At 53.2% G+C, this 25,756-nt stretch carries 27 protein-coding genes; 19 read left to right on the top strand and 8 right to left on the bottom strand.

Annotated features, from left to right (window positions below; translation table 11 throughout):
- Positions 1-111: 111 nt before the first annotated feature.
- Complete coding sequence (locus tag PUR_RS22505) at positions 112-1,251, bottom strand: conserved virulence factor C family protein (protein ID WP_179037174.1); 1,140 nt, start codon at positions 1,249-1,251, stop codon at positions 112-114.
- Between the two features lie 199 nt (positions 1,252-1,450).
- On the opposite strand from PUR_RS22505, the gene PUR_RS22500 reads away from it, so the two are divergent.
- Entirely contained in the window at positions 1,451-2,440 is a 990-nt protein-coding gene (locus PUR_RS22500; RefSeq protein ID WP_179037173.1) for an MBL fold metallo-hydrolase, read from the top strand.
- Between the two features lie 154 nt (positions 2,441-2,594).
- Positions 2,595-4,220 (top strand): ABC-F family ATP-binding cassette domain-containing protein, encoded by a 1,626-nt coding sequence (locus PUR_RS22495; RefSeq protein WP_179037172.1) that lies wholly within the window; start codon positions 2,595-2,597, stop codon positions 4,218-4,220.
- A 160-nt stretch (positions 4,221-4,380) separates the two neighbouring features.
- On the opposite strand, the gene PUR_RS22490 is transcribed toward PUR_RS22495, so the two are convergent.
- Complete coding sequence (locus tag PUR_RS22490) at positions 4,381-4,746, bottom strand: cyclase family protein (protein WP_232101606.1); 366 nt, start codon at positions 4,744-4,746, stop codon at positions 4,381-4,383.
- 197 nt (positions 4,747-4,943) lie between these two features.
- Positions 4,944-5,126 (bottom strand): hypothetical protein, encoded by a 183-nt coding sequence (locus PUR_RS22485; protein ID WP_124697050.1) that lies wholly within the window; start codon positions 5,124-5,126, stop codon positions 4,944-4,946.
- Between the two features lie 260 nt (positions 5,127-5,386).
- On the opposite strand from PUR_RS22485, the gene PUR_RS22480 reads away from it, so the two are divergent.
- Complete coding sequence (locus PUR_RS22480; protein WP_179038033.1) at positions 5,387-6,211, top strand: cation diffusion facilitator family transporter; 825 nt, start codon at positions 5,387-5,389, stop codon at positions 6,209-6,211.
- 209 nt (positions 6,212-6,420) lie between these two features.
- Positions 6,421-7,233, top strand: coding sequence for a C40 family peptidase (locus PUR_RS22475; protein WP_179037171.1), 813 nt, complete (start codon positions 6,421-6,423; stop codon positions 7,231-7,233).
- A 262-nt stretch (positions 7,234-7,495) separates the two neighbouring features.
- On the opposite strand, the gene PUR_RS22470 is transcribed toward PUR_RS22475, so the two are convergent.
- Positions 7,496-7,903, bottom strand: coding sequence for a hypothetical protein (locus PUR_RS22470; RefSeq protein WP_179037170.1), 408 nt, complete (start codon positions 7,901-7,903; stop codon positions 7,496-7,498).
- A 130-nt stretch (positions 7,904-8,033) separates the two neighbouring features.
- On the opposite strand from PUR_RS22470, the gene PUR_RS22465 reads away from it, so the two are divergent.
- The 11 genes from PUR_RS22465 to PUR_RS22415 all read left to right on the top strand — a co-directional run bounded on the left by PUR_RS22465 (position 8,034) and on the right by PUR_RS22415 (position 19,965).
- The gene (locus tag PUR_RS22465) at positions 8,034-8,651 is read left to right on the top strand and encodes a hypothetical protein (RefSeq protein WP_179037169.1); all 618 of its coding nucleotides are present in this window, start codon (positions 8,034-8,036) and stop codon (positions 8,649-8,651) included.
- Between the two features lie 357 nt (positions 8,652-9,008).
- A complete protein-coding gene (locus tag PUR_RS22460) occupies positions 9,009-9,509 on the top strand; it encodes a DUF948 domain-containing protein (protein ID WP_179037168.1) in 501 nt (166 codons plus the stop codon).
- A gap of 56 nt (positions 9,510-9,565) precedes the next feature.
- Entirely contained in the window at positions 9,566-10,123 is a 558-nt protein-coding gene (locus PUR_RS22455; RefSeq protein ID WP_179037167.1) for a hypothetical protein, read from the top strand.
- 100 nt (positions 10,124-10,223) lie between these two features.
- The gene (locus PUR_RS22450; protein ID WP_124697043.1) at positions 10,224-10,571 is read left to right on the top strand and encodes a YflT domain-containing protein; all 348 of its coding nucleotides are present in this window, start codon (positions 10,224-10,226) and stop codon (positions 10,569-10,571) included.
- Between the two features lie 238 nt (positions 10,572-10,809).
- Positions 10,810-11,976, top strand: coding sequence for a PP2C family protein-serine/threonine phosphatase (locus PUR_RS22445; RefSeq protein WP_179037166.1), 1,167 nt, complete (start codon positions 10,810-10,812; stop codon positions 11,974-11,976).
- 6 nt (positions 11,977-11,982) lie between these two features.
- Positions 11,983-15,648, top strand: coding sequence for a response regulator (locus PUR_RS22440; protein WP_179037165.1), 3,666 nt, complete (start codon positions 11,983-11,985; stop codon positions 15,646-15,648).
- Positions 15,649-15,732: 84 nt separating this feature from the next.
- Entirely contained in the window at positions 15,733-16,602 is an 870-nt protein-coding gene (locus PUR_RS22435) for a CheR family methyltransferase (protein WP_179037164.1), read from the top strand.
- Between the two features lie 18 nt (positions 16,603-16,620).
- Positions 16,621-18,294, top strand: coding sequence for a response regulator (locus PUR_RS22430; protein ID WP_179037163.1), 1,674 nt, complete (start codon positions 16,621-16,623; stop codon positions 18,292-18,294).
- 97 nt (positions 18,295-18,391) lie between these two features.
- Complete coding sequence (locus tag PUR_RS22425) at positions 18,392-18,730, top strand: STAS domain-containing protein (RefSeq protein WP_124697038.1); 339 nt, start codon at positions 18,392-18,394, stop codon at positions 18,728-18,730.
- A gap of 18 nt (positions 18,731-18,748) precedes the next feature.
- Positions 18,749-19,198, top strand: coding sequence for an anti-sigma B factor RsbW (gene rsbW / locus PUR_RS22420; protein WP_179037162.1), 450 nt, complete (start codon positions 18,749-18,751; stop codon positions 19,196-19,198).
- A complete protein-coding gene (locus PUR_RS22415) occupies positions 19,195-19,965 on the top strand; it encodes a sigma-70 family RNA polymerase sigma factor (protein ID WP_179037161.1) in 771 nt (256 codons plus the stop codon). The genes rsbW and PUR_RS22415 overlap by 4 nt, the downstream gene beginning before the upstream one ends.
- Positions 19,966-20,204: 239 nt before the next feature.
- On the opposite strand, the gene PUR_RS22410 is transcribed toward PUR_RS22415, so the two are convergent.
- From PUR_RS22410 to PUR_RS22400, 3 genes are all read right to left on the bottom strand, one after another.
- Positions 20,205-20,537, bottom strand: a complete 333-nt coding sequence (locus PUR_RS22410) for a DUF5665 domain-containing protein (protein WP_179037160.1) — start codon at positions 20,535-20,537, stop codon at positions 20,205-20,207.
- 194 nt (positions 20,538-20,731) lie between these two features.
- On the bottom strand, positions 20,732-21,271 hold the full coding sequence (locus PUR_RS22405) for a YtxH domain-containing protein (protein WP_179037159.1): 540 nt from the start codon (positions 21,269-21,271) through the stop codon (positions 20,732-20,734).
- Positions 21,272-21,309: 38 nt separating this feature from the next.
- The gene (locus tag PUR_RS22400; protein ID WP_179037158.1) at positions 21,310-21,567 is read right to left on the bottom strand and encodes a GlsB/YeaQ/YmgE family stress response membrane protein; all 258 of its coding nucleotides are present in this window, start codon (positions 21,565-21,567) and stop codon (positions 21,310-21,312) included.
- Positions 21,568-21,860: 293 nt separating this feature from the next.
- Between PUR_RS22400 and PUR_RS22395 the strand changes: the two genes are divergently transcribed.
- Both PUR_RS22395 and PUR_RS22390 read left to right on the top strand, forming a co-directional pair.
- The gene (locus tag PUR_RS22395; RefSeq protein WP_179037157.1) at positions 21,861-22,862 is read left to right on the top strand and encodes an asparaginase; all 1,002 of its coding nucleotides are present in this window, start codon (positions 21,861-21,863) and stop codon (positions 22,860-22,862) included.
- Positions 22,863-22,994: 132 nt separating this feature from the next.
- Positions 22,995-23,714 carry a pirin family protein gene (locus PUR_RS22390; protein WP_179037156.1) on the top strand — a complete coding sequence of 240 codons (720 nt, stop codon included), beginning with the start codon at positions 22,995-22,997 and terminating at the stop codon, positions 23,712-23,714.
- A gap of 103 nt (positions 23,715-23,817) precedes the next feature.
- Here the strand turns inward: PUR_RS22390 and PUR_RS22385 are convergent, their stop codons facing one another.
- Entirely contained in the window at positions 23,818-24,039 is a 222-nt protein-coding gene (locus tag PUR_RS22385) for a DUF1128 domain-containing protein (RefSeq protein WP_179037155.1), read from the bottom strand.
- A gap of 144 nt (positions 24,040-24,183) precedes the next feature.
- Here PUR_RS22385 and yyaC point away from each other — a divergent pair, with 144 nt between their 5' ends.
- Together yyaC and PUR_RS22375 are read left to right on the top strand one after the other, a co-directional pair.
- Positions 24,184-24,714: a spore protease YyaC gene (yyaC, locus tag PUR_RS22380; protein ID WP_179037154.1), complete on the top strand. Its 531-nt coding sequence runs from the start codon at positions 24,184-24,186 to the stop codon at positions 24,712-24,714.
- 78 nt (positions 24,715-24,792) lie between these two features.
- Positions 24,793-25,584, top strand: coding sequence for an alpha/beta fold hydrolase (locus PUR_RS22375; RefSeq protein WP_179037153.1), 792 nt, complete (start codon positions 24,793-24,795; stop codon positions 25,582-25,584).
- Positions 25,585-25,756 lie beyond the last annotated feature (172 nt).

Below are 25,756 nucleotides of genomic sequence, written 5' to 3'. Positions count from 1 at the left end.
CTTTGTCATGCTTAAAAAATAGTATACCAAGAAGAACACGAATCACCAATACAAAATTCTTGACAAGTATTAGCTGGTTTTTTTGTATCAGCTGTGGCTGCCTGTCGCTGATTACCCGCGTCCACGTTCCGCCATCTGCTGCCAGACGGTTCCGGCGGCTTCTTCGCCGGATTCAATGCGTTCCAGCGCCATGCGCGCCTGGAGTCCGACTTCGAATTCGGGATCGTTAACCGCCGCTTCCAGCGCCCCGCGCGCCTCGGACGTGCCGACTTCGTACAGAAAGCGGGCGGCGCGCCAGCGGACGATTTTGCTGGCATCCTTCAGCGCGTCGATCATGACCGGCGTTGCGGCGGGATCGCCGATGTCGGAGAGGGTATCGCCGGCGGTGCGCCGCACGGCGGGAGCTTTATCCTGCATGGCATCGTACAGCAGCGCCATCGCTTCGGTCGTGCGCAGATCGCCGAGGTAGACGACGGCCAGCCGGCGGATCAGCAGCTTCGGATCGTGCAGGGCCGCGGCGATGTGCGGCAGCAGCTCTGGCGAAGGCGTCAAATCTTCAAGCGCTGCATAGCGCGCGCGCCAGTCTTCGCTCGCAAGGTCGCGAAGCAGTTCGTCCTGCCCGCGCTTGCTGCGCTGCTCGATGAATTCACCGCCCGTAACTCCGTGCGCGATAGCCTGCTGCACCAGCGAATCGAGACGCTCCTGCGGATAGGCGGCCTCCAGCTCCTGCTCGACCTCGCGCGCAATTTCCTTCGGCTCGCCGTAGCGGACGCCGTAATCACTTAGCTTGCGCTCCTTGATCAGGACGGCGCTCGCCACATCCGTCACCGCCTTGGTGAATCGCGGCGACAGCGCGATGCGTTCCTCGCTTGATCCGGTCTTGACCCGGATCTGGATCGGGATGGCGCGGAACATTTGGACGAACACCTGCGCCTCCCCGAAGTGCGCTCCCGCGTTCTCATCCGTCAGGCTCCAGTCTGCTTCCCCGGACGATTCGCCGCCGAAGCGGGACTGCACTTCACGAAGAATTGCAGCCCAGTCCGCCGATGGCTTGCGCTCCACCGCAGCGAAGTCGGCGGTATGAAAGACGCTTGTCACGCCCGGAATGGACAGCATCTCCCGCGCCCAGGAAGGCGCCGAGCGCAGGCTTTCCGGCGTATAGGTTCTGCGTACCCCCGGCTCGAGACTTTCATCCAGATGAAGCTTCATCGTATGCGGACTAGGCGTCGGTTCAATAAATGTAATCTTCATTCGGGTAAAACCTCCTTAGGGCATCAGCGCCCCATTTTCTGGCTATAAAGATTTACGTAAAAGATATACGGAAGTATGTATCCGCATTTTACATCAAATTTGATTGAAAACACAAAACAGGGCGGACAAGAATGGAAATGGAAAATCTGGTAAAATGGAAGCATTCCGTGCTTTTAGGACTTTCAAGGAGAGATCAGTCATGCCTAAACTCCGATACAACAATATCGATAATGTCAGCGTGGACAAGACGTTCAAGGAATTCCGCCAATGGCGCGAAGAGCGGCGGCGAAAAGTCAAGGACCTCTCGTTCGTCGTTCCCAGCGTGCCGCCGATGCTGTCCTATTTAGGGGAGAACCGGCTGGATACGACGATAACCTGGATCGGCCACTCGACGTTTTTTATCCAATATGAAGGAATGAACATCATCACAGACCCGATTTGGGCTGGAAGACTGGGCTTGGAAAAGCGGCTGGTGCCGCCAGGGATGGCGATTGGCGACGTCCCGCCTGTCGACCTGATCCTCATCTCCCACTCCCATTACGATCATATGCATGTGGGTTCGATCCGGAAATTGTACGGCGCGGAGACAACCGTGGTCGTGCCCGCAGGACTTAAACGGAAAATGCTGCGCAAAGGCTTCCGGAACTGCGTGGAAATGCAGTGGTGGGAGAGCCTGGATGTCGGCGGCATCAAGCTGTCCTTCGTGCCGACCCAGCACTGGACGCGGCGGACGCCCTTTGATACGAATACCTCGCACTGGGGAGGATTCATTATGGAGCCTGCCAAGCCGGAGCGGCATCCGGACGCTGGCGGTAAAGGAGGCGAGGGAGGGCATAAGCTGCCGCCCAATCTGTATTTTGCCGGGGACAGCGGTTATTTCCCGGGCTTCAAGGAGATTGGAAGGCGCTTCAAGGTGCATGTGACCATGATGCCGATCGGCGCTTATGAGCCGGAGTGGTTTATGACCTCGCAGCATGTGAACCCGAAAGAGGCGGTGCAGGCGTTTCTCGACGTGGGCGCGGAGACGATGATTCCGATGCATTACGGCACGTTCCGGCTCGCCGACGATACGGCGCGCGAGGCGCTCGACCGGATGGAAGCGGCGCGCAAGGAGCAGGGCCTCGGCGAGGAGCGGATTCGAACGCTTGGGAATGGAGAGACGCTTATTATTCATCCCGAGGCGCGTTAAACCGGAGCAGGAGCAGTCGCCAAGACCCGGAATCCCGCTGCGTGACCGCCCAATTTTGCCCTTTTCGCGGCAAATCAAGGAGTTTACGGGCTTTTCGGTTCATTTTTGTGCTATAATATGCCGGAAACCTATGTGTAAAGGATGGTATGCAAAAATGATTAGCACAAGCGGCGTGACACTCCGTTACGGAAAGCGCGCACTTTTTGAAGATGTAAATATAAAGTTCACCCCCGGCAACTGCTACGGTCTGATCGGGGCCAATGGCGCCGGTAAATCGACGTTTCTGAAAATTCTGTCCGGCGAGATCGAAGCTAACTCCGGCGAAGTTCATATCACGCCCGGCGAACGCATGGCCATATTGAAGCAGAACCACTTCGAATATGACGAAAACCCGGTGCTGGAGACGGTCATTATGGGCCACGCGCGCCTGTATGACATTATGAAGGAGAAGGACGCGCTGTACGCCAAATCCGACTTCTCAGAAGCCGACGGTCTGCGGGCCGGCGAGCTGGAAGGCGAGTTCGCCGAGCTGAACGGCTGGGACGCCGAGCCGGACGCCGCCGCGCTCCTGATCGGTCTTGGCATTCCGCGCGATCTGCACGACAAGAAAATGGCGGAGCTCATCGGCAACGAAAAGGTCCGGGTGCTGCTTGCCCAGGCGCTGTTCGGCCGTCCGAACAACCTGCTCCTTGACGAACCTACCAACCACTTGGATCTCGAATCGATCGGCTGGCTGGAGAACTTCCTCATGGACTATGAAGGTACCGTTATCGTCGTATCCCATGACCGTCACTTCCTGAACAAAGTATGTACGCATATCGCGGACATCGACTTCGGCAAAATCCAGATGTATGTCGGCAACTATGACTTCTGGTACGAGTCCAGCCAACTGGCCCTTTCGCTTCAGCGGGAATCGAACAAGAAGAAGGAAGAGAAGATCAAGGAGCTGCAGGCGTTCATTCAGCGCTTCTCGGCCAACGCCTCCAAGTCGAAGCAGGCGACGTCGCGGAAGAAGCAGCTCGACAAGATCACGCTTGACGACATCCGTCCGTCGAACCGGAAATATCCGTTCCTGAACTTCAAGCCGGAGCGCGAAGCCGGCAAGCAGCTGCTGACGGTCAGCAACCTGACCAAGAGCATTGAGGGCGAAAAGGTGCTGGACGAAGTCGGCTTTGTCGTCAACAAAGGCGACAAGATTGCTCTTGTCGGTCCTAACGGGCTGCCCAAATCGACGCTGTTCGATGTCATCATGGGCGAAACGGAAGCGGACTCGGGCGAGTACACTTGGGGCGTTACGACATCCCAGGCTTACTTCCCGAAAGACAACTCCCGGTATTTTGAAGGTGTGAACATGAACCTGGTGGAATGGCTGCGCCAATACTCCAAGGACCAGGACGAGACGTTCCTGCGCGGCTTCCTGGGCCGCATGCTGTTCTCCGGCGAAGAAGCGCTGAAGAAGGCAAGCGTATTGTCCGGGGGCGAGAAGGTGCGCTGCATGCTGGCGAAGATGATGCTGAACGGCGCGAACGTGCTGATCTTCGACGAGCCTACCAACCACTTGGATCTCGAATCCATCACGGCGCTGAACAACGGGCTGATCGACTTCGACGGCACGATTCTGTTCACTTCGCATGACCATCAGTTCATTCAGACGATCGCGAACCGGATTATCGAGATTACGCCGGGCGGTATTATCGACCGCGTAATGAGCTATGACGAGTACCTGGAGAGCGACGAAATCAAGGAACTCCGCCAGCGGATGTATCCGGTGGAAGTGTAAGATCGCGGTGCCCGGTGCAATGCTGTATTAACAAGGAAGCTCCCAAAGCCTTCGGCTGCGGGAGCTTCCTTGTTTGATTTCGATCACAGGGGATAGGTTTCACAGTGCCGGAACAGCCCCATTTTTACGCAGTGCTTGCAAGCCCGTATTGGCTCCCAGCTTATTCGACCGTGCGGGCGATGACCCGGGCAATAGAGGAGTCCGCATCGATATTGAGCGGGAGAGCAATGATTTCAAATCGCGGCATCCCGCGAAGCAGATGGAGATTGGCCAGGTTTTCGATAATGGGAATTTTGTGACGGAACAAGAGCGAGTGGATTTCAAAAGGATATTTGTCCGGCGATGGCGTGTCCATCCCGACTATTTTAATCTTTTTACGGATCAGCAGTTCCGCAAGCTCCGGGGCCAGCACCGGATAATCGGCATAATAGGCGGGCTCTCCGAACGAATCGCCGTGGCCGGTGTACAGGAGAACGATTTGTCCTTCGCGGACGAGCTGTTCATATTCGGATTTATACCCGATCACTCCGGTTCCTCTGACATCAAGCAGGCAGCCCTGATTTCAAGACTCCTTTACCGTTCGGCCGAAACGTCCGGCCCCAAAATAAAAACGAGGCGGTTCTGACAGCAGCGAAAGTAAAAAAGCTGCGTTTAGGACGACCCCGTTTGTCTTTCTAATCCATCTAAAGGCTCTTTTCTGCAGATTGCAGTTAGACTGCCAAATCAGGACCCGCCGGTGCGGCGGCGCTGGTTATTCGGTTTTTTGTTGTTCTGGGTTTTAAACGTTTTGGTGGCGCCGGCTTGAAAGCCTCCCGTTTTGTTGGCGTTTTGCTGTTTCTTCTGCTCGAGCTTTTGCCGGATGGCGTCGGCTAGGTTAATTTTGGGCTTGTCGCTGCTTTCGGTCATGTTCGTTTCCTCCTTGAAGCTAGTCATGAGATTATTCTAATTGTTTTTAAAAACGCCGACAAGGGCAAGAATAGTTGTGGTTAACGCGATTCTTATTGAAACGATCTTTCGGCAGGCCAACACTGTTGCTCTAGACCCACAGGGATGCGCTTTGCTAGGATAGAGTGGCACTGGAAGATCTATACTTTGTTATATTTTAAAAAGGAGTGGCGGCATTGGTTGATATTTATGAGGATATTCGCAAAGGCGAGCGGGGAGCGATGATCAGCATAGCGGCTTATCTGATCTTGTCGACCTTTAAGCTGATCTGCGGATATCTGTTCGCATCCAGCGCGCTGCTCGCGGACGGCTTCAATAACCTTACCGATATTGTTGCTTCCGTGGCTGTGCTGGTCGGCCTGCGTATCTCGCGCAAGCCACCCGATTCGGATCATGCGTACGGACACTTTCGGGCGGAGACGGTTGCCGCGCTGATGGCATCTTTTATTATGGCAATGGTCGGCATACAGGTCATCATCGAGGCGGTGCGCAACCTGTTCGAGAGACGGGAGTCCGTTCCGGGACTATGGTCAGCTGGGGTGGCGATTGTGTGCGCTTTGGCGATGTTCGGGGTGTATTGTTACAACCGGCGGCTTGCAGTTAAGATTAATAACAGTGCCCTTATGGCAGCCGCTAAGGACAACTTTTCGGATGCCATGGTCAGTATAGGAGCGGCCGTCGGCATCGTCGGCGCCCAGTTCGGGCTTCCTTGGATGGACCCGGTTGCGGCGTTTGCGGTCGGCCTGCTGATCTGCAGAACGGCATGGGAAATTTTCCGCGACTCCACCTACCGCCTCACTGACGGATTTGACGAGAACCGGCTGCTGGATTTGCGCAGCACCATTGAGCGGACGCCGGGCGTGGAAGGCATCAAGGATATGAAAGCGCGGATTCACGGGAATCAAGTGCTGGTGGATGTCGTCGTTGAAGTGGATGCTGAATTAACCGTAATGGAGGGCCATGAAATCAGCGACTCCATTGAGGAGCGCATGCATAACAAGCACAACATCATGAGTGTGCATGTCCATGTGGAACCCAAAAGTTAACATTCCGATTTTTCCTAATTAGCTGTAATTTCCACCAAATATAAGTAGAAAACAAGACTATAGACCCGGTGTTTACCATGAATTGGCATGGTGATTTGTGAAATTTGGTGCATGTTCCCATATCCTTGTGAGCCTATAATGAGTTCAGAAAACAATAACGGCGGCGCCACCCTTGTTGATTTCTCATCATAGCCATTCGGGGGAACGGTATGAACAAATTAACCAAGCAGCTTTTTGCCGCGTTATTTTTATCGACTGCATTTTACGCTTCTTCTGGAGAGCTTGGCACCCAGACCGCCCATGCGTCTGAGGTTCTGTCAGCTTCAGCGGTGCAGACGGCTGTCATCCAGTCCTCAGTGCGGCTTCGCAGCACGCCATCCGTTAACAGCAGGGTGCTCTCCTATTTGAAAGCAGGGGAGAAGGTAACCGTTCTTGAGAAGACGAATGCTTATTTCTATAGGGTCCGCACAGCGGATGGTGAAACCGGTTATTGCAGTTCTCGGGACAAGTACATCACGTTAACCGCAGCGGGCGCGGCGCCCCAGCCTTCACCGGCTGCTCCTGCGGCAAGCCCGGCGGCATCTGGGGCCATTGAAGCGGTCATTGCAAGAGGGATGGCCTACCTCGGCACACCTTACGAATTCGGGTCAAGCCGCAGCAACACATCCACCTTTGACTGCTCGGATTTTATGCGGCAGATTTATCTTGAAGCAGCGAATATCAAGCTCCCGGCCGATTCCAGACAGCAGGGAAGCTGGGTCAAGCAGAACAGCTCTGCCGTAATGGATATATCGGGCCTCAAGCGCGGCGATCTGATGTTCTTTATGAGCTACAAAGGAAGCTCGGCGGCGGCTTATGCCGGGATCGACAAGTCGGCGCAGACGATTACGCATGTCGCTCTATATTTGGGGGACGGGCAGATCCTGCATACGTATTCCAAGTCTTCCGGGGGCGTCAGAGTGGATAAATTAAGCGCTTCTTGGACCAACCGTTTTCTCTTCGGAGGCTCGGTCGTCCACTGATTATACAGCCTGCCCAAGGCGAAGCGAAAGCAGTATGTTTGTGACGGGTGCATCTTGAAAAAGGGTATCCCTATCTGCCGGTGATGGCTGATAGGGATACCCTTTTGCGTAGCGGGCCGGACATCCGGACTGCTTATCCAATGGCGCGATATCATCCCGCGCTGCCCGGAAGGGCAACCATGCGAGGACTTCGGCGGCTGACTGAAAGGTTATGTAACCCCGGCCGGGATGATATCGCTGCGATTTGCGTTTATACTTTAATTTAAGGCATGATTACAAAAGCGGAATTGGGAACCTTGATCCATGCAAGGCCCAGCCAGGTATAGACCTCTCTCCATTCATTGCCGATCGCATCGGTTATGACTTGTCCGGTCGTATCGACCGTTTGCGGACTGAGCATGCCGGCTGCCTTCATGACGGAACCGTTAGAGAAATAGAACGGAGTAACACGGGTCAGGATGATTATCGGCGTAGCCTGCTTGATATCCTCCGGTGTGATTACAGGTTCCGTCACCGTATTGCTGTAAGTGCTTGAGGTAACGGTACCGCCGTAAGTGCTTGAGGTAGCCGTGGCCGGCGAGGCCGTACCCGTGACTTCGTCTGCCGAAGCGGTAGAGGCGATGGTGGCCGTAAGACCGATAGCTGCTGCAATAGTGGCGATTTTCTTCATATTCAATTCCTCCTTGATGTTTGTCTTACCGGAATAATCCGGTAGTCGGTGCGTCAATATCCTAGTAAACAAATGTCGGTATTGTGAACCAGCCAAAGAATTGTCCATGACAAGAAAGGGAAGAAGCGATATGCCCCGTACGAGTAAAAAGAGAGCACCGCGCAGAATTCTGCTCCGGCTGTTCGCCGGCTTCGCGCTGGTCCTGCTCCTTGCGGGAACGGCGGCCGTCTGGTACGTCAAACCGGAGTATAAACTGGATATGTCTTACGACCGCTTGGACCTTGAGCCGCAGCTGCTTCAGATGGCAAAAGAGAGAAGGCCTGTTCTGACGCTGACTGAAGACGAACTGAACAACCTGTTCAAAAAAGGGCTGAACGACTATCTCGCCGAGCATCCGTTAACCCTTGTCCGTCTCACCGGAGCAAGGTTCCGGCAGAGCGGGGACCGCCTGACCGCGGATATTAACGGGCTGGCCGGTCCGGTGCCGTTCGGTGCGGAAATCGGGATGACCATGAAGGTTTCGACGGGGGCGGGGGGAATGATTATGCTGCGCCACGACTATACTTCGATCCGGAACCGGAAACTGCCGGAAGGCATGCTGTCCATTCCGCCGATTGCGGTTCCCCTCAGGGAGCATATGCCGTTTATGGTGGAGGTGGATAAGATCGAACTGCTGGACAGCGGCATGCGCATCTCGTTTGACGTGAATTGGAATGATCTGCTTCAATTGCTGCTGAAATTGAAATAAGTCCGGGACTCCTCCTGCGTTAGGGGAAGTCCCGGACTTATTTTTGTTTGGGGAGGTGTTTATGCCCTTTTTTCCATATGGGCGCATACACTTACATTGACCGGCCTCTTCGCCCGGTGAAGAGAGAAATGATGAATAACGGACCATTTCAGCATGTTTTTTCACCCTTTCATGGCGTTGGTAGTCAATGTTTAAACGCAAGCGGGGAGCATTGAAACACCGCGTTAAACCGGGGATCCGGGAGTCCGGGGGCCAGCGGCCGAACAATTGTTTCGCCCTTGAAACCAAGGGGTAACTATGCAATATTAAGGCGGGTTTGGAGCCGTAATTATTTCGAATCGGAAGGAGCTTTTACCCATGATTATTAGCCTAAGCGTAGCGCTTGTTGCCGTCGCATTCGCAGTTCTCGTTTTCTTTTTAATCAAGACTTTGAATTCCGCCAAGGACTCTCTGGACAAAGTGAGCCAGACGCTTCAGGAGGTCCAGAAGACGGTCGACGAGCTTACTTATGAAGTAAAGACTACCGTAAGGCATGCCAACGATATTACCGCTGATGTGCAGGGCAAAATCGGGAAGATCGATCCCATCTTGGATTCGGTCCAAAACTTAGGCGAGGTGCTGAACGAGCTGACGCTGACCGTCAAGCAGGTCTCGGTAACGGTGATTGAGAAGTTCCGCAAAAACAGGGAATTGAGAGAGAAATCGGATCATGTGTCGATCGATAATGCGCCGATGAGCCCTGCTGAAGAACGCACGGTCAATTCCTACAAAGCGGCATACAGCAAGAAAGGAAAAATGCAGGCCGTCCTGAAGGGTGTCGACGTAGCCGCGGGCCTCTGGCAAAGATACCGCAAATGATTTCGGCCGACTGATGCGGGCAGCCGAGGTGCAGATTGGAAAGGTGGGGCAATCTTATGAATGTATGGATTCTTTTGTTCGGTCTTCTTTCCCCTCTTTTTGCTGCGGATTCGCCTGCCCAGAATGCGTCCTTAAACGCTGACGGTTTCGGATTCGGGCCACAGACGGTGCTGGCGGCCCAAAACGCAGCGGGAGAAACGGAGAATAAAACGGAGGACAAGTTTATCCGCAGCTTTGAGTCGCTGGCCGGAGTATCGCTGTATTCCTCAGAGGAGGAACTGGTGGAGCGTAAAGGGGAGCCGCTCGAAGTCGTTCCCGATCCTTGGCAGAACAGCCTGGAGTACCGCTATGCGGATATGTCGGCCGGCGTCTCGGACGGAGTTGTGGTCTATGTACATGTCAGTCCCCAGCAGGCTAGGAATTACGGGCTGCAGCTGAACACGGTTAAGATCGATCCTGTTCACGATACGCTGCAGGAGACGCTGGGCTCTCCGGATTTCGTGGCCGAGGATGGCGATGTGTACATGAGGGGAAGCACGGCCCTTAAAATTTACCGGAGCCAGGAAACCGGAGAGTGGGACGGAATTGATTTGTTTGACGATTATTCTTCCTGATCCGTTTCAACCGGAAGCGGCAAGTTTATTAAGATATAGTTGTCTTTGCCGTTACTGCCTTGTAAGAAATGAATAATTTCATGCTAAGGAGAGTGAGATCATGGATTCTGTCGGTGCACAAGCCTATGCCAAGGTGTTGGAGAATGGTGTACAAGCGATTGAGGAAGTGAACAGGTTGCGGGACAGCGGGTATATGAAGGAAGATTTGTACGTTATTAGTCATGACCGGGACCGGGAAGACCGGATTGCAGAGGCTGCGGACAGCAATGAAGTCGGGATGAGTGAAGAGGGACTGTTCGGCACGTTGGCCAATATGTTCCGCTCGCGCGGCGACGAACTTCGCTCCAAGATTACTTCCTTGGGATTTAGCGAAGCAGAGGCTGATTTTTTCGAACAAGAGCTTGATTTGGGCAAAGTGCTCGTTATCGCAAAAAAAACATCCGTATGAGCGCTGCTAACTGATCGGGAAGGATTCATAGTCCAATAACGTAACCTCCAGAACCACTGTGTCAGTGGGGCTGGAGGTTACTTTGTTGGAGAAATGTCCTAAATCTTCCTGGCGGAGGAAAGAAAAGGCCGCCGCAACAAATCTTGCGGATGGAAAATACCCGTCTGGATGTCGTAAGATAGAATTATGCGCTTTTTGGAGTTTTTGGTCGAAGTATGAAACTGGGTGAGGTGAACTGATGAAAATATTAATCGTAGACGATAATCCGACCAATATTATCATTATCCGTGAAATCCTGAAAAAAGAGGGATATCGCAATTTGGTTACTGCGGCTTCCGCCATCGAAATGCTGGAGATGATCGGAATCAGCCGTGAGAATAATAATGAACTTAGACCTAAGCATTCCGACGTCGATTTGATTCTGCTGGATATGATGATGCCGGAAATGGACGGTATCGAGGCCTGCCGGATCGTGCAGCGGTACGAGCACTTGAAGGATATTCCTATTATTATGGTAACTGCCGTCGGCGATTCCAAAAAGCTGGCGGAAGCCTTGGACGCGGGCGCGGTCGATTATGTGACCAAGCCGATCAACAAGGTTGAGCTGATGGCGAGAATCCGGCTGGCGCTGAGACTCAAAGCCGAGAAGGATTGGCACAAGGAGCGGGACCAGCGAATACAGGACGAACTGAAGCTGGCGGCGCTTGTGCAAAATGCGGTACTCAGCCTGCCGCTGGAAAAAGAAGAGTTCGAGGTTCATGCCATTTACCAGCCTTCCTTCGAGTTGGCCGGAGATTTATACGCCTGGTACGATCTGGGCGAAGGGAGGTACGCCGTTATCCTGCTGGATATGATGGGACACGGCATTTCATCTTCGCTGTTCTGCATGTTCATCGCCTCCGTGCTAAAGGATACGGTCACGACTTATGTCGAACCGGAGAAGGTCATACAGGAGCTAAACCGCCGTTTCAACCAGCTTTATATTGAAAAGCAGCTTGTACAATACTATTTTACGGCCATTTATATGGTAATCGATACCAGGCTTCAGCGCATTGACTATATCAATGCCGGCCATCCGCCGGCCCTGCTCTTTGAAGGCGACGCCCGAGAACCGATTATGCTTGAGAGCAACTGCCACCCGGTCGGCTTGTTCGACCGGATCGAAGCCACGCCTCAAAGCTTTAGCTATGAGCGGGAAGGCCACTTGGCGTTATATACCGACGGGCTGCTGGAAATGGTAAGCGGAGACCAGGAGGAACAGCTTGAATTTTTGATCCGTCAACTGGATGGGGAACATGAGTGGCGGGAAGAGCCGATGCGGGCCGCTTTCTTCGATGGTGCGGCTCCGGGTGAGCGCGATGATGACAAATGCCTGGTGTGGATTTCACTGAAGAAGGGAAAATGATAACAAATGAAGATCAAAGCCAAGCTGCTGATCGGCTTCAGCGCGCTTCTGCTCATCCTGATGGCGCTGGCGTTGGTCGGATACGACCGCCTTCATTATATGAACAAACAGCTTGACAGCATCTATCAGGACCGTTATCAGAAGATCCGGGCCTCTTCCGGAATGCGCGGTGAAGTGAATGACATGGCCCGTATTCTGACAAACATTATGCTGAATCCTGATGTGAATATGAATGTACAGCGCAATGAGATCGAGCAGAGCATAGCCAAGTCCAAGGAATATATAACGCAGATGGGTTCCGCGAAGAAGAGCGCGGAAGAGCAGCAGATGTTCGCGCGTATCGATGAGGCGACCGAGGCCTATTTTTCATATCAAGAACGCGTGCTGACCCTTCTGAATAACGGAGAAAGGGCGGCGTCGACCGCCTACCGCAATTCGATCGGCACCAATATTCAGAACGAAGTGCTGGCTAGTCTGAACAGTCTGGCCGAGTATGAGAATTTCAAGATCAATGAAGAAATCGACAATGCCAAGAACAGCTATCAGAGTTCCATTCAAGTCGTTGCTATGGTGATATTCGCAGGTCTGCTGCTTGGACTTGGCGTCATCTTGTGGGTGCTGCCTAGCATCACAAGGGGGCTGGCAGCCGTGTCCATGATGATCCGAAGTGTCGGCGCCGGGAATTTGAAAGAAATCCGCAATATTAAAGTTACCTCAAAGGATGAGTTCGGGGAGATCTCCCGTATTTTTCAGGTCATGGCGGAAGAGATCGAGGAGAAGCAGGAAAGGGAAGCTCTCTATATCAAGGAACAGCAGGATCATTCCTGGCTTAACGCCAATGTGGCGCGGACTACGGAGCTTCTGCGCGGTGTGAACTCGCTCGAAGAGATTTCCCAGACCTTCGTGAATGAGTTCGCGCCCGTTGTCGGTGCGCAATTCAGCGCAATATATTTGAAAGAGAAGAATAAATCGAACAGGCTGGAGATCTACGGCGCGTATGCTTTTGACGAGAGCAAGCCAAGGAACGGCTTTGAGCTTGGCAGCGGCCTTGTCGGCCAATGCGCGCTGGACAAAAAGCCGATTCTGCTGGAGAGCGCGCCGGATGATTATCTCACGGTCGCTTCCGGCTTCGGAAGCTCGGCTCCGGGCAATATTGCCATTTACCCGCTTCTATTCAATGACGAGTTGCTGGGCGTTATGGAATTTGCTTCGTTCAAGCTGTTTTCGGAGCTGCATTATGAGCTGCTGGAGCAGCTAGCCGTGAACCTGTCGGCCATCGTTAATAATACGACGCATCGTCTGGCGGTCGAGGAACTGCTGCGGGAATCGCAGGCCCTCACGGAAGAGCTGCAGTGCCAGTCCGAGGAACTCCAGACCCAGCAGGAGGAGCTTCGCCGCTCCAATGAAAATCTGGAAGAGCAGACGGAAGCACTTAAGCGTTCCGAGGAGCTGCTGCAGCGCCAGCAGGAAGAGCTGGAGCATTACAACAGCGAATTGGTATCCAAGACGCGCTCGCTTGAGGAGCAGGTGGGACTCGTCGAAGAGCAAAAGGATGAGATTGAGAGTGCCCGGGCCCAACTGGAGAAGCAGGCCATGCAGTTGACCGTTACAAGCAGGTACAAATCCGAATTCATGGCGAATATGTCCCACGAGCTGCGTACTCCGCTGAACAGTCTGCTTATCCTGTCCCAGCTTATGATGGAGAACAAAGAAGGCAATTTGACGGACAAGCAGGTGGAATTCTCCCAGACCATCCACACGTCCGGAGCGGATCTGCTTAAGATGATTGATGAAATTCTCGATTTGTCGAAAGTGGACGCGGGCAAGATGGAACTGAACCGCGAGAAAGTCGCCCTCACGGATATGAAAACGTTCGTGAAGCAGAACTTTGCCCCGATGGCCCAGAAGAAAGGTCTTTCTCTGCGTCTGTCCTTCAACGAACCGCTTCCGGATCATATTATTACTGACGGCTACCGTCTGAAGCAGGTGCTCCGCAATCTCCTCTCCAATGCCTTCAAGTTTACGAATAAAGGCTTTGTGGAGTTTTCGGTAAGCCGGGCGGAAGAGAGGTCCCTGCCAGTGTATCTGCCGATGGACAGGGAGTATCTGGCTCTGAGCGTCAAGGACAGCGGCATCGGCATACCTGCGGATAAGAAGGATTTGGTGTTTGAAGCGTTCCAGCAGGTGGACGGCACGACCAGCCGCAAATACGGCGGTACCGGCCTAGGCCTGTCCATCAGCCGCGAGTTGTCACGCTTATTGGGCGGAGGCATTATGCTGGAATCCCGTGAGGGCACGGGCAGCGAATTCACGCTGTACCTGCCGGTCGCTCTCAATTACAGCCTGCTGCCGGGAGCACAGGAATCGGCGGCAACCGGAGAAACCGGCTTGCCGAGCCCTGCGATCGGCTTTTTGTCCCCGCCCGCCACAGCCAAACCCGAGCCGGTCCGGGAACACGAAGTACCGTTTGCGGATGACCGTGAGGCCCTGTCTTCCAGCGACAAGGTGCTGCTGATTATTGAGGACGATGACAAGTTCGCCAAAGTGCTGGTGGATATGGCCCGAGCCCGCGGCTTCAAGACGATTGTCGCTCTTCGGGGAGACGCCGGGCTGCAAATGGCCCAGTCTTATTTGCCCGATGCGATCATCCTCGATATTCAGCTTCCCGTAATGGACGGCTGGTCGATTCTCAGGGAACTGAAAGGTGCGGCCAAGACCCGGCATATTCCGGTGCATGTGATTTCGGTGGGCGAAGAAATCAAGCAGGGTCTGATGATGGGCGCTATCGCCTATTTAAGAAAACCTTCCAGCAGGGAAGCACTGGAACGGGCATTCACGCAGATCGAGTCCTACACGGAGAGCAGTCTCAAGCATTTGCTGATCGTCGAAGACGACGAAACCCAGCGCCGCTCCATCATGGAGCTGATCGGCCACGACGATGTGGCCATTACTGCTGTCTCGACCGGAGGGGAAGCGCTGGGCGAGCTGCGCAAGCGGAAATACGACTGTATGGTGCTCGACCTCGTGCTGGGCGATATGGACGGCTTCGAGCTGCTGGATCATATCCGCGACGACGAGGAGCTGAACGATCTGCCGATCATCATTTATACCGGCAAGGATCTGGACAGCAAGGAAGAGACAAGGCTGCGCAAATATGCGGAGTCCATCATTATCAAGGACGTGCGCTCGCCGGAACGGCTGCTTGACGAAACGACGCTGTTCCTGCACCGTGTCGAAGCGAACCTGCCGGAGGACAAACGCAAAATTTTGCAGAAGCTTCACAATAAAGAGGAACTGTTCGAAGGCAAAAAGATTCTGCTCGTCGACGATGACATCCGCAACGTCTTTGCCCTCTCCAGCGTGCTTGAATCGTACCAGATGGAGGTAAAGTTCGCGGAGAACGGCAGGGAAGCGCTGGAAATGCTCGTGAATAGTCCGGAGTTTGATCTCGTGCTGATGGATATGATGATGCCTGAAATGGATGGATACGAAGCCATGCGGCGGATTCGAGAAATGCCGCAGTTCTCCAAGCTGCCGATCATCGCGCTGACCGCCAAAGCGATGAAAGAAGACCGGGTCAAATGCATTGAGGCCGGGGCGTCCGATTACATGAAGAAACCGATCGATACGGAGCAGCTTCTTTCGCTAATGCGGGTGTGGTTGTATTCGTAATTCCCCATTTGGGGTAATACTCTTACAGACAGAACAATCAGCCGCCTACCAGAAGACGGCGAGCGCAAGGGAGCCGGGATAACCATGGTAGCAACAGAACGAGGAAGCGATGAACTGCCCCTTGCAGGGACCAACAATAACGAATTGGAAAATATTGAAATCGAACTGTTGCTCAGCGGCGTTCATCGCCTGTATGGATATGATTTCAGGAATTATGCGTTGCCTTCCCTGAAGAGGCGCATCTGGCATCATGTTCATGCGGAGAACCTGTCCAGTATCTCCGCACTGCAGGAGAAGGTGCTTCATGACCGGACCTGTTTTGAGCGGTTCATCTACAGCCTTTCCATACCGGTTACGGAGATGTTTCGGGACCCCGGCCTGTTCCTGACTTTCCGCCAGAAGGTCGTTCCTCTGCTGAGGACCTACCCGTACATCCGTATCTGGCATGCCGGCTGCTCCACGGGCGAAGAGGTCTACTCCATGGCGATACTGCTCCAGGAGGAAGGCCTGTACGACAAGGCGCGTATTTACGCCACCGATATGAATAACCGTTCGCTTCAGCAGGCTAAGGAAGGCGTGTACGAAATCAGCAAGATGAAGCAGTATACCAAAAACTACTTGGAAGCCGGCGGAAAACACGCCTTCTCCAAGTATTATACGGCGAAATACAATTCGGTCATCTTTCAGCCTGACTTGCGCAAAAATATTATTTTTGCCGAGCATAATTTGGCGACCGATACCTCATTCAACGAATTTAATGTCATATTTTGTCGAAATGTGATGATTTACTTTAACGATGAGCTTCGGGATCACGTCCACGGCTTGTTCTGCGAGAGCCTCAGCCGGTTTGGAGTGCTTGTTCTCGGAGCGAAAGAGTCCATTCATTTTACCAGGTACAGCGACAGCTACGAACCCCTGGACAGAGTGGAAAAAATCTACCGTAAAGTCAAATGATTGTCTTAGGAGGGGCTTATGGGGGTTCAAGAACCGATTCATATCCTGCTGGTAGACGACCGTCCGGAAAACTTGCTGGCGCTTGAGGCGGTCCTTGAAAGCCAGCAATACAAATTAATAAAGGCAAACTCCGGAGAAGAGGCGCTGAGATGTCTGCTGAGGCATGAATTCGCCGTTATCGTTCTTGATGTTCAGATGCCGGGAATGGACGGGATTGAGACCGCCAAACTGATCAAATCAAGGGACAAGACCAAGGATATTCCGATTATTTTTATTTCGGCCAACAGCAAGGAAGCGGAGCATCTGTTTGCCGGATATTCCGCAGGGGCCATCGACTATATGGTTAAGCCGTTTATCCCGCAAATTCTGAAATCGAAAATCGAAGGCTTTGTCGACATGTTCCTGACGACCAAGAAGCACCAGACCCAGTCGATGCTGCTCCAGCAGAAGACGCAGGAATTGGAGCGGATCAACCAGGAGCTGATCAAGGCGAAGGAAGATGCGGAAAGCGCCGCAAGGGCAAAGACTGAATTTTTGGCCATGATGAGCCATGAAATACGAACGCCGATGAACGGGGTCGTGGGGATGATCGACCTGCTGATGGAAACGGCGCTAACAACGGAGCAGCAGGAGTACGCAGAAATCATCCGCAGGAGCGCAGACACTCTCGTCACCGTCATTAACGATATTCTTGATTTTACGAAGATGGAATCCGGCAAAATGGAAATGGAAGTCCAGCTGTTCGAACTGCGGAACTGCATTCAGGAGGTCTTCAGCCTGTTCTCCGCGGAAGCGGGCAAAAAGAATCTGGAGCTGGCCTACTTTATCGACCACAGGCTGCCGGAGGTGCTGTACGGGGATATGGCGCGGCTTCGCCAGGTGCTGATGAACCTGGTGTCGAATGCGGTCAAATTCACCAATCAAGGCGGGGTTTATTTGGTCGTATCCGGCGCGAAGAGAGGAGATAACGAGATTGTTGTCGAATTTACGGTCAAGGATACCGGCATCGGCATTTCTCCGGAAAAGCGCGACCGTCTGTTCCAGCCCTTCTCCCAGCTTGATTCTTCGATGACCCGGAAGTACGGAGGCACCGGTCTAGGTCTTGCCATCTGCAAATCGCTGGTGGGCATGATGGGAGGCGATATTCGGGTTGAATATATGGAAGAAAAAGGGGCTGCCTTCGTGTTCACCATTGTGGCGGGAGTCCCGGAGGATGATCCGAGCGGAGGCGGTCGACCGGAGAAGAAAGAGGCTGAAGTTCCGCTCCGCCAGGAAGGCCAATACAAAGTGCTTATTGTAGAAGATCATCCTATCAACCAAAAGCTGATGGTCAGCATGCTGGAGAAGCTGGGAGTGAAGGCGGATGTGGCCGAGGATGGGCGTCAGGCCACCGGCTTGGCGCTGTCCCGTCCATACAATCTGATATTTATGGACCTCCACATGCCCCAAATGGACGGACTCGAGGCGACGCGAGAGATTCGGCGGGGAAAAAAGCGGGAGTTCGGGTCCCCCGTTATTATCGCCATGACGGCCAATGTCATGGACGGCATTCAGAGCCGCTGCCTGGCCGCCGGCATGGACGATTATATCAGCAAGCCGCTCAAACTGAGCAGCCTCAAACAAATTTTGTCCCGATATTCCGGTGAGGAAAGCCTGGATCACGACCGGGATACCACGTCAAATCCCGCCTGATCCAGCAGTTACCAGGGAATGAAGTCCGATTTTTTTGTTTCAAGAGTATGTCTTAAGGGTTATTGGTAAAGAAAACATTAATCAGGAGAGATTGTCTATGAATACACATAAGAGTGAAAAGTTTCATGCAACGACCAAGACCGAGGGCAGTGTCTGCACGGTCTACTTAAGCGGAGAGCTCGATTTGTCGGTTGCTCCCGATTTCCGGCTGGTGATGGAGCCGCTTGTGGGGGATACAGCGCTTGATCTTGTCATTAACATGAAAGAATTGAAGTATATCGACAGCACGGGAATAGGAATTCTCTTGTCGATCCTCAAGGCAAGACACGGGATGGATGTCAAATTCACCGTGGAGGAAGTTCCGCCGCAAATTCAGAAGCTGTTTGATATGACAGGGATCGCTAAATTTTTCGCCTCCCAAGAGAATTCCCACTAGGAAAGGACCGAACATAGAATGAGTGATGATATACAAAAAGTGATACTTCAGTTGCCGGCCAGCGCGGAATATGTCGATATTGTTAGACTCAATTTGTACGGAATCGCTTCTAAGATGGGCTTTTCGTACGAGGATATAGAAGATATGAAGGTAGCCGTTTCCGAGGCTTGCAACAATTCCGTTCTTTACGCTTACAATCAGGAGGATGGATTTGTCGATGTCATCTTTGAAGTAAGTGCGGACGCTCTGTCTATCACTGTCAAAGACGAGGGGGAGAGCTTTGACAATGTGGCATCCGAAGAACGCATCACCCTGCATGACAAGGAACTGAGCGATGTTCAAGTCGGGGGGCTGGGCTTCTATCTGATGCAGGCGCTTATGGATGAGGTTAACGTAATAAGCGAGTCGGGAAAGGGGACAGTCGTAACTTTGACCAAAAGACTACTTCTCAGCGAGGAGAGAGTATGAATGAAAGAGTGACTCCCCCAGAGTCCATGGACGAATCCGTTTCTCTCATTTGGGAATATCAGCAGACCAAGGATAATGATATTGCCACCGCTTTGATTCAAAAATATGAACCTATGGTCAAAATGGCTGCCGGGAAGATTGCCCGCAACCGCCCCGACTTGTATGAAGACCTGTATCAGGTTGGCCAGATGGCTCTCATCCGCCTTCTGCAGCAGTACGATATCAGCTTGGGTATTCCTTTCGAACCGTATGCCATGAAGAGTATGATCGGGCATATGAAAAATTTTCTCCGTGATAAATCCTGGTACATACAGGTTCCGAGACGCATCAAAGAAAAAGGCGCATTGGTTCAGCAGGCGATCGACGAGCTGACGGTCAAGCTGGAGCGTTCTCCGGATGTGGGCGAAATCGCACACTACCTGGATCTGTCGGTGGAGGAAACGGTCGAAGTGCTTGCAGGCAGAGAATGCTATCATTACGTTTCTCTGGATTCTCCGCTGTCTCAAGAAGAGACCGGCGCAACGCTGGGCGAACTGATCAGCTCGGACGCGAATGACTACGATACCGTAGAGCGGCGTATGGACCTTCAGCAGGCGCTTGGACAGCTGAAGGAGCAGGAGCAGAAGGTGCTGCTGCTGGCCTTCCAGGAAGGACAGTCCCAGCGGGCAATCGCCCAGAAGCTGGGTGTATCGCAGATGAGCGTATCGCGAATCCAGAAGCGGGCGACCGAGAAGCTGAAGCAGATCATGTCCAATTCCTCTTACTGATGGAGTGGACAAGCGGCTTTCCTGACTAATAAAGGGTATGTGTTCTCCTGAAAGGAGGCTCATGCCCTTTATTAATGTTCGGGAGAGTATGGCATGGCGAAGCGCAGCTTCCTTTCGAAGACTGAGCGTAAAACCAAGGCCCGCCGAAGTTCCCGGTCAGATCCGGAACTTCGGCGGGCTGGATTGCGGTACGGCATGCTTCAGCTGTTGGCATCAGCTGTTGGCATCAGCTGTTGGCATCAGCTGTTGGCATCAATGTACTTTTTGATTTCGGCCAAGTACTCGCCGATGACCGGCACATTGACGAACAGGCTGATAATATAGCCGAGTAAACCGAGAATGACGAATGTGCCGAGCGATAACCCCAAGCCGCGGGAAATGCCGGCCATCAGGTTCGTAATGATCCGCTTTTTGGGATCGGTATAATTCTCCAGTATATCTTTGAACTCCGATTTCTCCAGCGAATCGGCGATTTTGTCCAGCCTGGCATTGAGCCGCTTCACTTCATGGCGGAGTTCAAACGGGTGATCGTCCACTTCGTTGGTTTTCGTTTTTTCAGTCGGATTTCCCATAAAGTCCCCTGCTTTCTTCCAGCCGTACAGGCTTTATTTGAATTGGAAGCCGCCGCTTCCGGTTCATGAAATGAGGCGCCATACATGCCAACAGCCAGCTGATCGCAGCTGGCTGTTGGCGGAGTAAAGATAAAGTGTAAAGCTTGAAGCAGGCCGCGCCTTTAAATGGAAAACTATAAAAATGCGCGCATTTCTTAATAAGAAGTCGATTTATAGGAAGCTTTGACTTCGTCCGAGGCGTCCTTCGCTTCTTCGGAGACATCCTCGGAAGCGTCTTTGGCCTGATCGGCGACCTCCTTTGAAGCATCCTTGACGTCTTTGCTTACCTCTGCGGAAGCGGAACTGACGGTATCGGAAACATCTTTTCCGGTTTCCTGCAAGGTGGCGGCTATTTGCTGCTTGCTGTCGCTGACGGTTGTCAGGATATTGGAAGCTTTAGACGAGACGGTGCTGGCCAAGTCGGAAGCTTTGGCGGTCACGGTGCTGGCCAGATCCGACGCCTTTCCGCCGACTGTCGAAGCTAGCGTTTTCGTCTTGTCGCTGACCTTGCCGGAAAACTCTTTCGTTTTGTCGGTCGCCAGGCTCAGCTTGTCGGACAGATCGCTCCGCATTTCGCGTCCCGGTTTGGGCGCAAAGAGGAGAGCCGCCGCCGCACCGAGCAGGCCGCCGATTAAGATTCCTTTTGCAAAAGTCCCGCCGCTTTGTACTGGATATTCGGTTTCTGCTTTATTCATCACCAATCACTCCTCATTAGAATAATGTAAATCCAAAATCAGGTGGCGCGTCGCAGCAGTCTGGAAATCAAACCCAGCAGAAATATGAACAGCATGGTACCGATAATTGCCGGAATGACGGCGAAATTACCGATCACAGGGCCAAAGCCGCCGAATAAGTATGCTCCCAGCCAAGCGCCGATTAATCCTGCAACCATCGAGCCGATGATTCCGCCGGGCATATCGCCTCCGGCTATAGCATCACCTATAATGCCGATGACGATTGCCATCACGATGCTGATGATGATTCCCCACATACGATCGCCTCCTTTGTTTGGAAATCGTAGTACGATGAGTTCATCTTACTTCGTATATAAACTTGGGCGAATGTGCTGAAACAGCGGAAGCGTACGGGAAAGATTGGTGAAGGATAACTGAGGAAACGGAATGAACGCACGCTAATATATAGAGTAAACCGTCCTTTTTGAACCTTTACAAACGGCGTCTTTTGCCTGCTAGATTATATAGTTCTTTCAAAATGATGCATTAATAACTTTCAATACTATTCACTAATAATAGGAAACCACATAGAGAAAGAGGAGAGACCAGCATGGAGACGGTTTTGGTAAAAGAGTATCGGGCCAATCTGATGGAATGCGCCCACAGCGGGCACATTGCAATGGTGGGGGAGAACGGCGTGTTAAAAGGCTATGCGGGGGACCCCGGCTTTGTGTCCTTCACCCGTTCTTCGGCCAAGCCGCTGCAGGCGATCCCGGGCATACGCGGCGGAATTGCCGGCAAGTACGGTCTGAGCGCGGCCGAAATCGCCCTGATGACCGCCTCGCACCGCGGAGAGGGCTATCATCTTCAAGCGCTGGAGAGCATTTCCGCCAAGACGGGCATCACGGAAAATTGCATGATCTGCGCTTCCAGCTATCCGCTTGATGAAGGCAGCCGCGAGGAGGCAGTCCGCGGCAAGGGCAAGCGGAAGCTGTACCATAACTGCTCCGGCAAGCATCTGGGGCTGCTGTCTTACAGCAAATTAAAGGCGCTGCCGCTGGAAGGATACGCGAAGCCGGACCATCCGGTTCAGCGGGAGGTTCTTCAAACGGTCGCTTACATGGCCGGCCTGTCCCCAAAAGACATCAGCTTGGGAACGGACGGATGCGGGTTGCCGGTGTTCGCGCTGCCTTTGACGGGACTGGCTCATGCCTATTTAAAGCTCTCCTGCCCCGAACTGATCGAAGATATCGCGACGAGAGAGGCGGTAAAGCTGATTACATCGTCCATGCATGCCCATCCGGAGATGGTGGCCGGACACGGACGGCTGGATTCTCTGCTGCTTGAGGACGGCAATATTATAGCCAAAGGCGGTTTCAAGGGAGTATACTGCTTCGGGCTGCGAAACGAGCGTCTTGGATTTGCCTTTAAAATACTGGACGGCTCGGAGGAAGAATGGGGGCTGATTGTGCGCAGCATTTTGGAGCAGATCGGTTATGGCAACCGGGCGACGCTAAGAAAGCTGGAGGCTGCCTTCCCAAGCGATATCGAGAATGACGAGGGCATGCATGTCGGCCGTGCGGAAACGGTGTTCAAACTTGAACTAATATGAAGGGAAGCGTGATTGAGCCAGACACGGATCGGGTAAAAAATACATAATTAAAGCGCCTATTTACTAGATTCAAAGGTTTGCCCTTGCCGAAGGCCAAGGGGAGCTTCTTACATCTTTGGAGGTGCGTAAATTATGATTAAAGTGGTGACATCCGCGGAAAGGCACACTTCGAATAGAGAGTGGATACACAGTGAATTCAGCTTTTCTTTTGCCGATTATGACGATCCCAGCAACGCCCATTTCGGCTGTCTGCTGGCGCATAACGAAAATGAGCTTAAGCCAAAGCAGGGCATGCACAGGCATCCCCATCACGATTTGGAAATTATAACCTATGTCGTATCGGGGATACTGCGGCACGAGGATAACCTTGGCAACAAGGCCGATCTTCAGGCGGGCTCGGTTCAGGTGATGAGCGCGGGAACGGGGATCAGCCATTCGGAGACGAACCCGTCCGAGACGGAAAATGTACGGTTCCTGCAAATTTGGCTGCTGCCGAATCGGGCGGGACTTCCACCCAAGTGGGATGCCAAATATTTTCCGCCGGATTCTAGGCGAAACACCCTACTTCCCGTAGCTGCCGGGAACGGAGCCGACGGCGCCCTGGCCGTCCATGAGAATGCCGTCGTTTATCTGGCAACGCTTGCGACCGGCAGGGAGCTCACCTACCCGCAGACGGAGGAACGGCGCACCCATGTGTTTCTGATGGACGGCCACGCGGAAATTCATTGCTCGGACGGTCATTTCCACTTAAGACCCGGCGATGCGGCTCGCATCCGCAAATGCTGCGATCTGAAGATTAAGGGAATGAGCAGCGAAGGCAATGCGGAGCTTATCTTAATCGATCTTCCTTGACATAGGATCGGAAAAATAAGATCGAAACGAATACAGGCCCCTTGTGATCGACCCCGATTTTCACGGATCGATCACAAGGGGCCTTGTTCACTGCAGAGAGTTCCTACTTCCGCAAGCGTCCCAGTTCAGAGACGAGAGCCTCCACCTGAGCGATGCTGAGCCGGTCGCTGTCCATAACGACTTCGTAAATGTCCCGGATATCCTCATATTTGTCCAGCGAGAAGGCGGAAGACTGCATCGCGGCGGCGCTGGCCATTTTCAGCTTGGTCTTGATGCACTCGATCATATATTCGACATTGCTCTGGGTCGGGTTCGATAAATCCATGATGTTCGCGTTCATCCTTTCTGCGCATTAATCTATGTATTTTACCATGGTTAACGCCGCAGACACCATATTTTGTCCCCGAAATTAATTTATTGTAGAATGGATGGAACAAAAATTTCATTATCAAAGGGGGAAACGCAGGGCATGGCAATCAGGGAACAAGGGCCGGGAGGCCGGAAGCGAAAGATGGATGCCGGCAGCCTGACCGCTTTCTTTCGGGAAATTCGGGAACTGCATACACCGGATGAGGTTACCTTCCTGTGCGTCGGTACGGACCGGTCAACCGGAGATTCGCTTGGACCGTTGACGGGAAGCCGGCTGCTGGAATATGGGTTTCCCCATGTGATCGGCACGCTGCCATCCCCTTGCGATGCAAATAACCTGACGAACAGAATTGCAGAAATCTCATTGGAGCATGTCGTCATTGCCATAGATGCCTGCCTCGGTCCGCACGCGGCCGTCGGTCATTATTTCGTCTCCATGGAACCGCTGCACCCGGCCAAATCCGTAGGACTGATTCTACCCGCAGTAGGTCATTACAGCCTGGCCGCTGTCGTCGACGCGAACGGACCGAAGCCGTACAGGACACTTCAGACAACGCCACTGCACCGGGTGATGGGCATGGCCGGAACAATTGCCGCCGCAGCGGCGGCGGGATTCGGGATCTCCCGTTGAACGCGTTTCAATTTTGTCCAATTGGCTTAAATAATGATTACCGATCAGGTACATATAAGAAGAAAGAAGGAGGCTGTCATGGAAACGGTGCGTTGTGAAGGAAGCCCCATTTGTTACAGCGATCAAGGGCAGGGTGAAGTTCTTGTCCTGCTTCATGGTTTCTGCGGCAGCGCGGAATACTGGGAGAAGGTCATTCCGATTTTGAGCGGAAGTTACCGCGTCATTGCCCCCGACCTGCGTGGGCATGGTTCTTCGGACGCGCCGCTTGGCGCGTACACTATCGAACAAATGGCCGATGACGTTTTGTGTCTGCTGGATGCGCTGGACATTCCCAAGGTTACGCTGCTTGGCCACTCGCTGGGCGGTTATGTCACCCTTTCGTTCGTGCAGCGGTACGGCTCGCGCCTGAACGCATTTGGTCTGATCCATTCCACGGGATACCCGGACAGCGATGAGGCGAGAGAAAAGCGGCTTAAGGCTGTCGCTGCCATCCAGTCGCAGGGCATTACGGACTTCGTGGACGGGTTCGTGCCGGGACTGTTTGCGCCGGAGACGGCCACGTCCTCGCCGGAGCTGCTGCAGCGGGTCAGGGAAATCGGCTATAAGACGCCGCCTCAGGGCGCGGTGGGAGCCGCTTTGGCGATGCGGGAACGACCCGACCGGCGTGATGTGATCTCTGCCAGCGGGCTGCCGGTGCTGCTTGTGGCGGGGGAGAAGGACGGCCTTGTCCCGATGGAGAAGACCTTTACCGCGGACAAACCGAACGTAACGAAGACGGTCATTGCCCGGGCAGGCCATATGAGCCTGTTTGAAGAACCCGAGCAGCTGGCCGATGTGATCAAGGATTTTGCCGCCGTGCTGGTAAAATAACGAAGACTGGTAAAATAACGATGGATGCATAAAAAGAGGGCGCATGCCCTATATTTTCACGAAAAACGGTACCGTCCCCTAGAGGATGGTACCGTTTCTTCTTGAAATATCAGAAAGTATAAGCTTCGCGCTTATCCTTAACCTGATATTTTTACGAGAAACGGATGCCTTC

Source organism: Paenibacillus sp. URB8-2, from assembly GCF_013393385.1.
Lineage (GTDB): Bacteria > Bacillota > Bacilli > Paenibacillales > Paenibacillaceae > Paenibacillus_AQ.
This window is presented reverse-complemented; position numbering and strand designations above follow the sequence as displayed.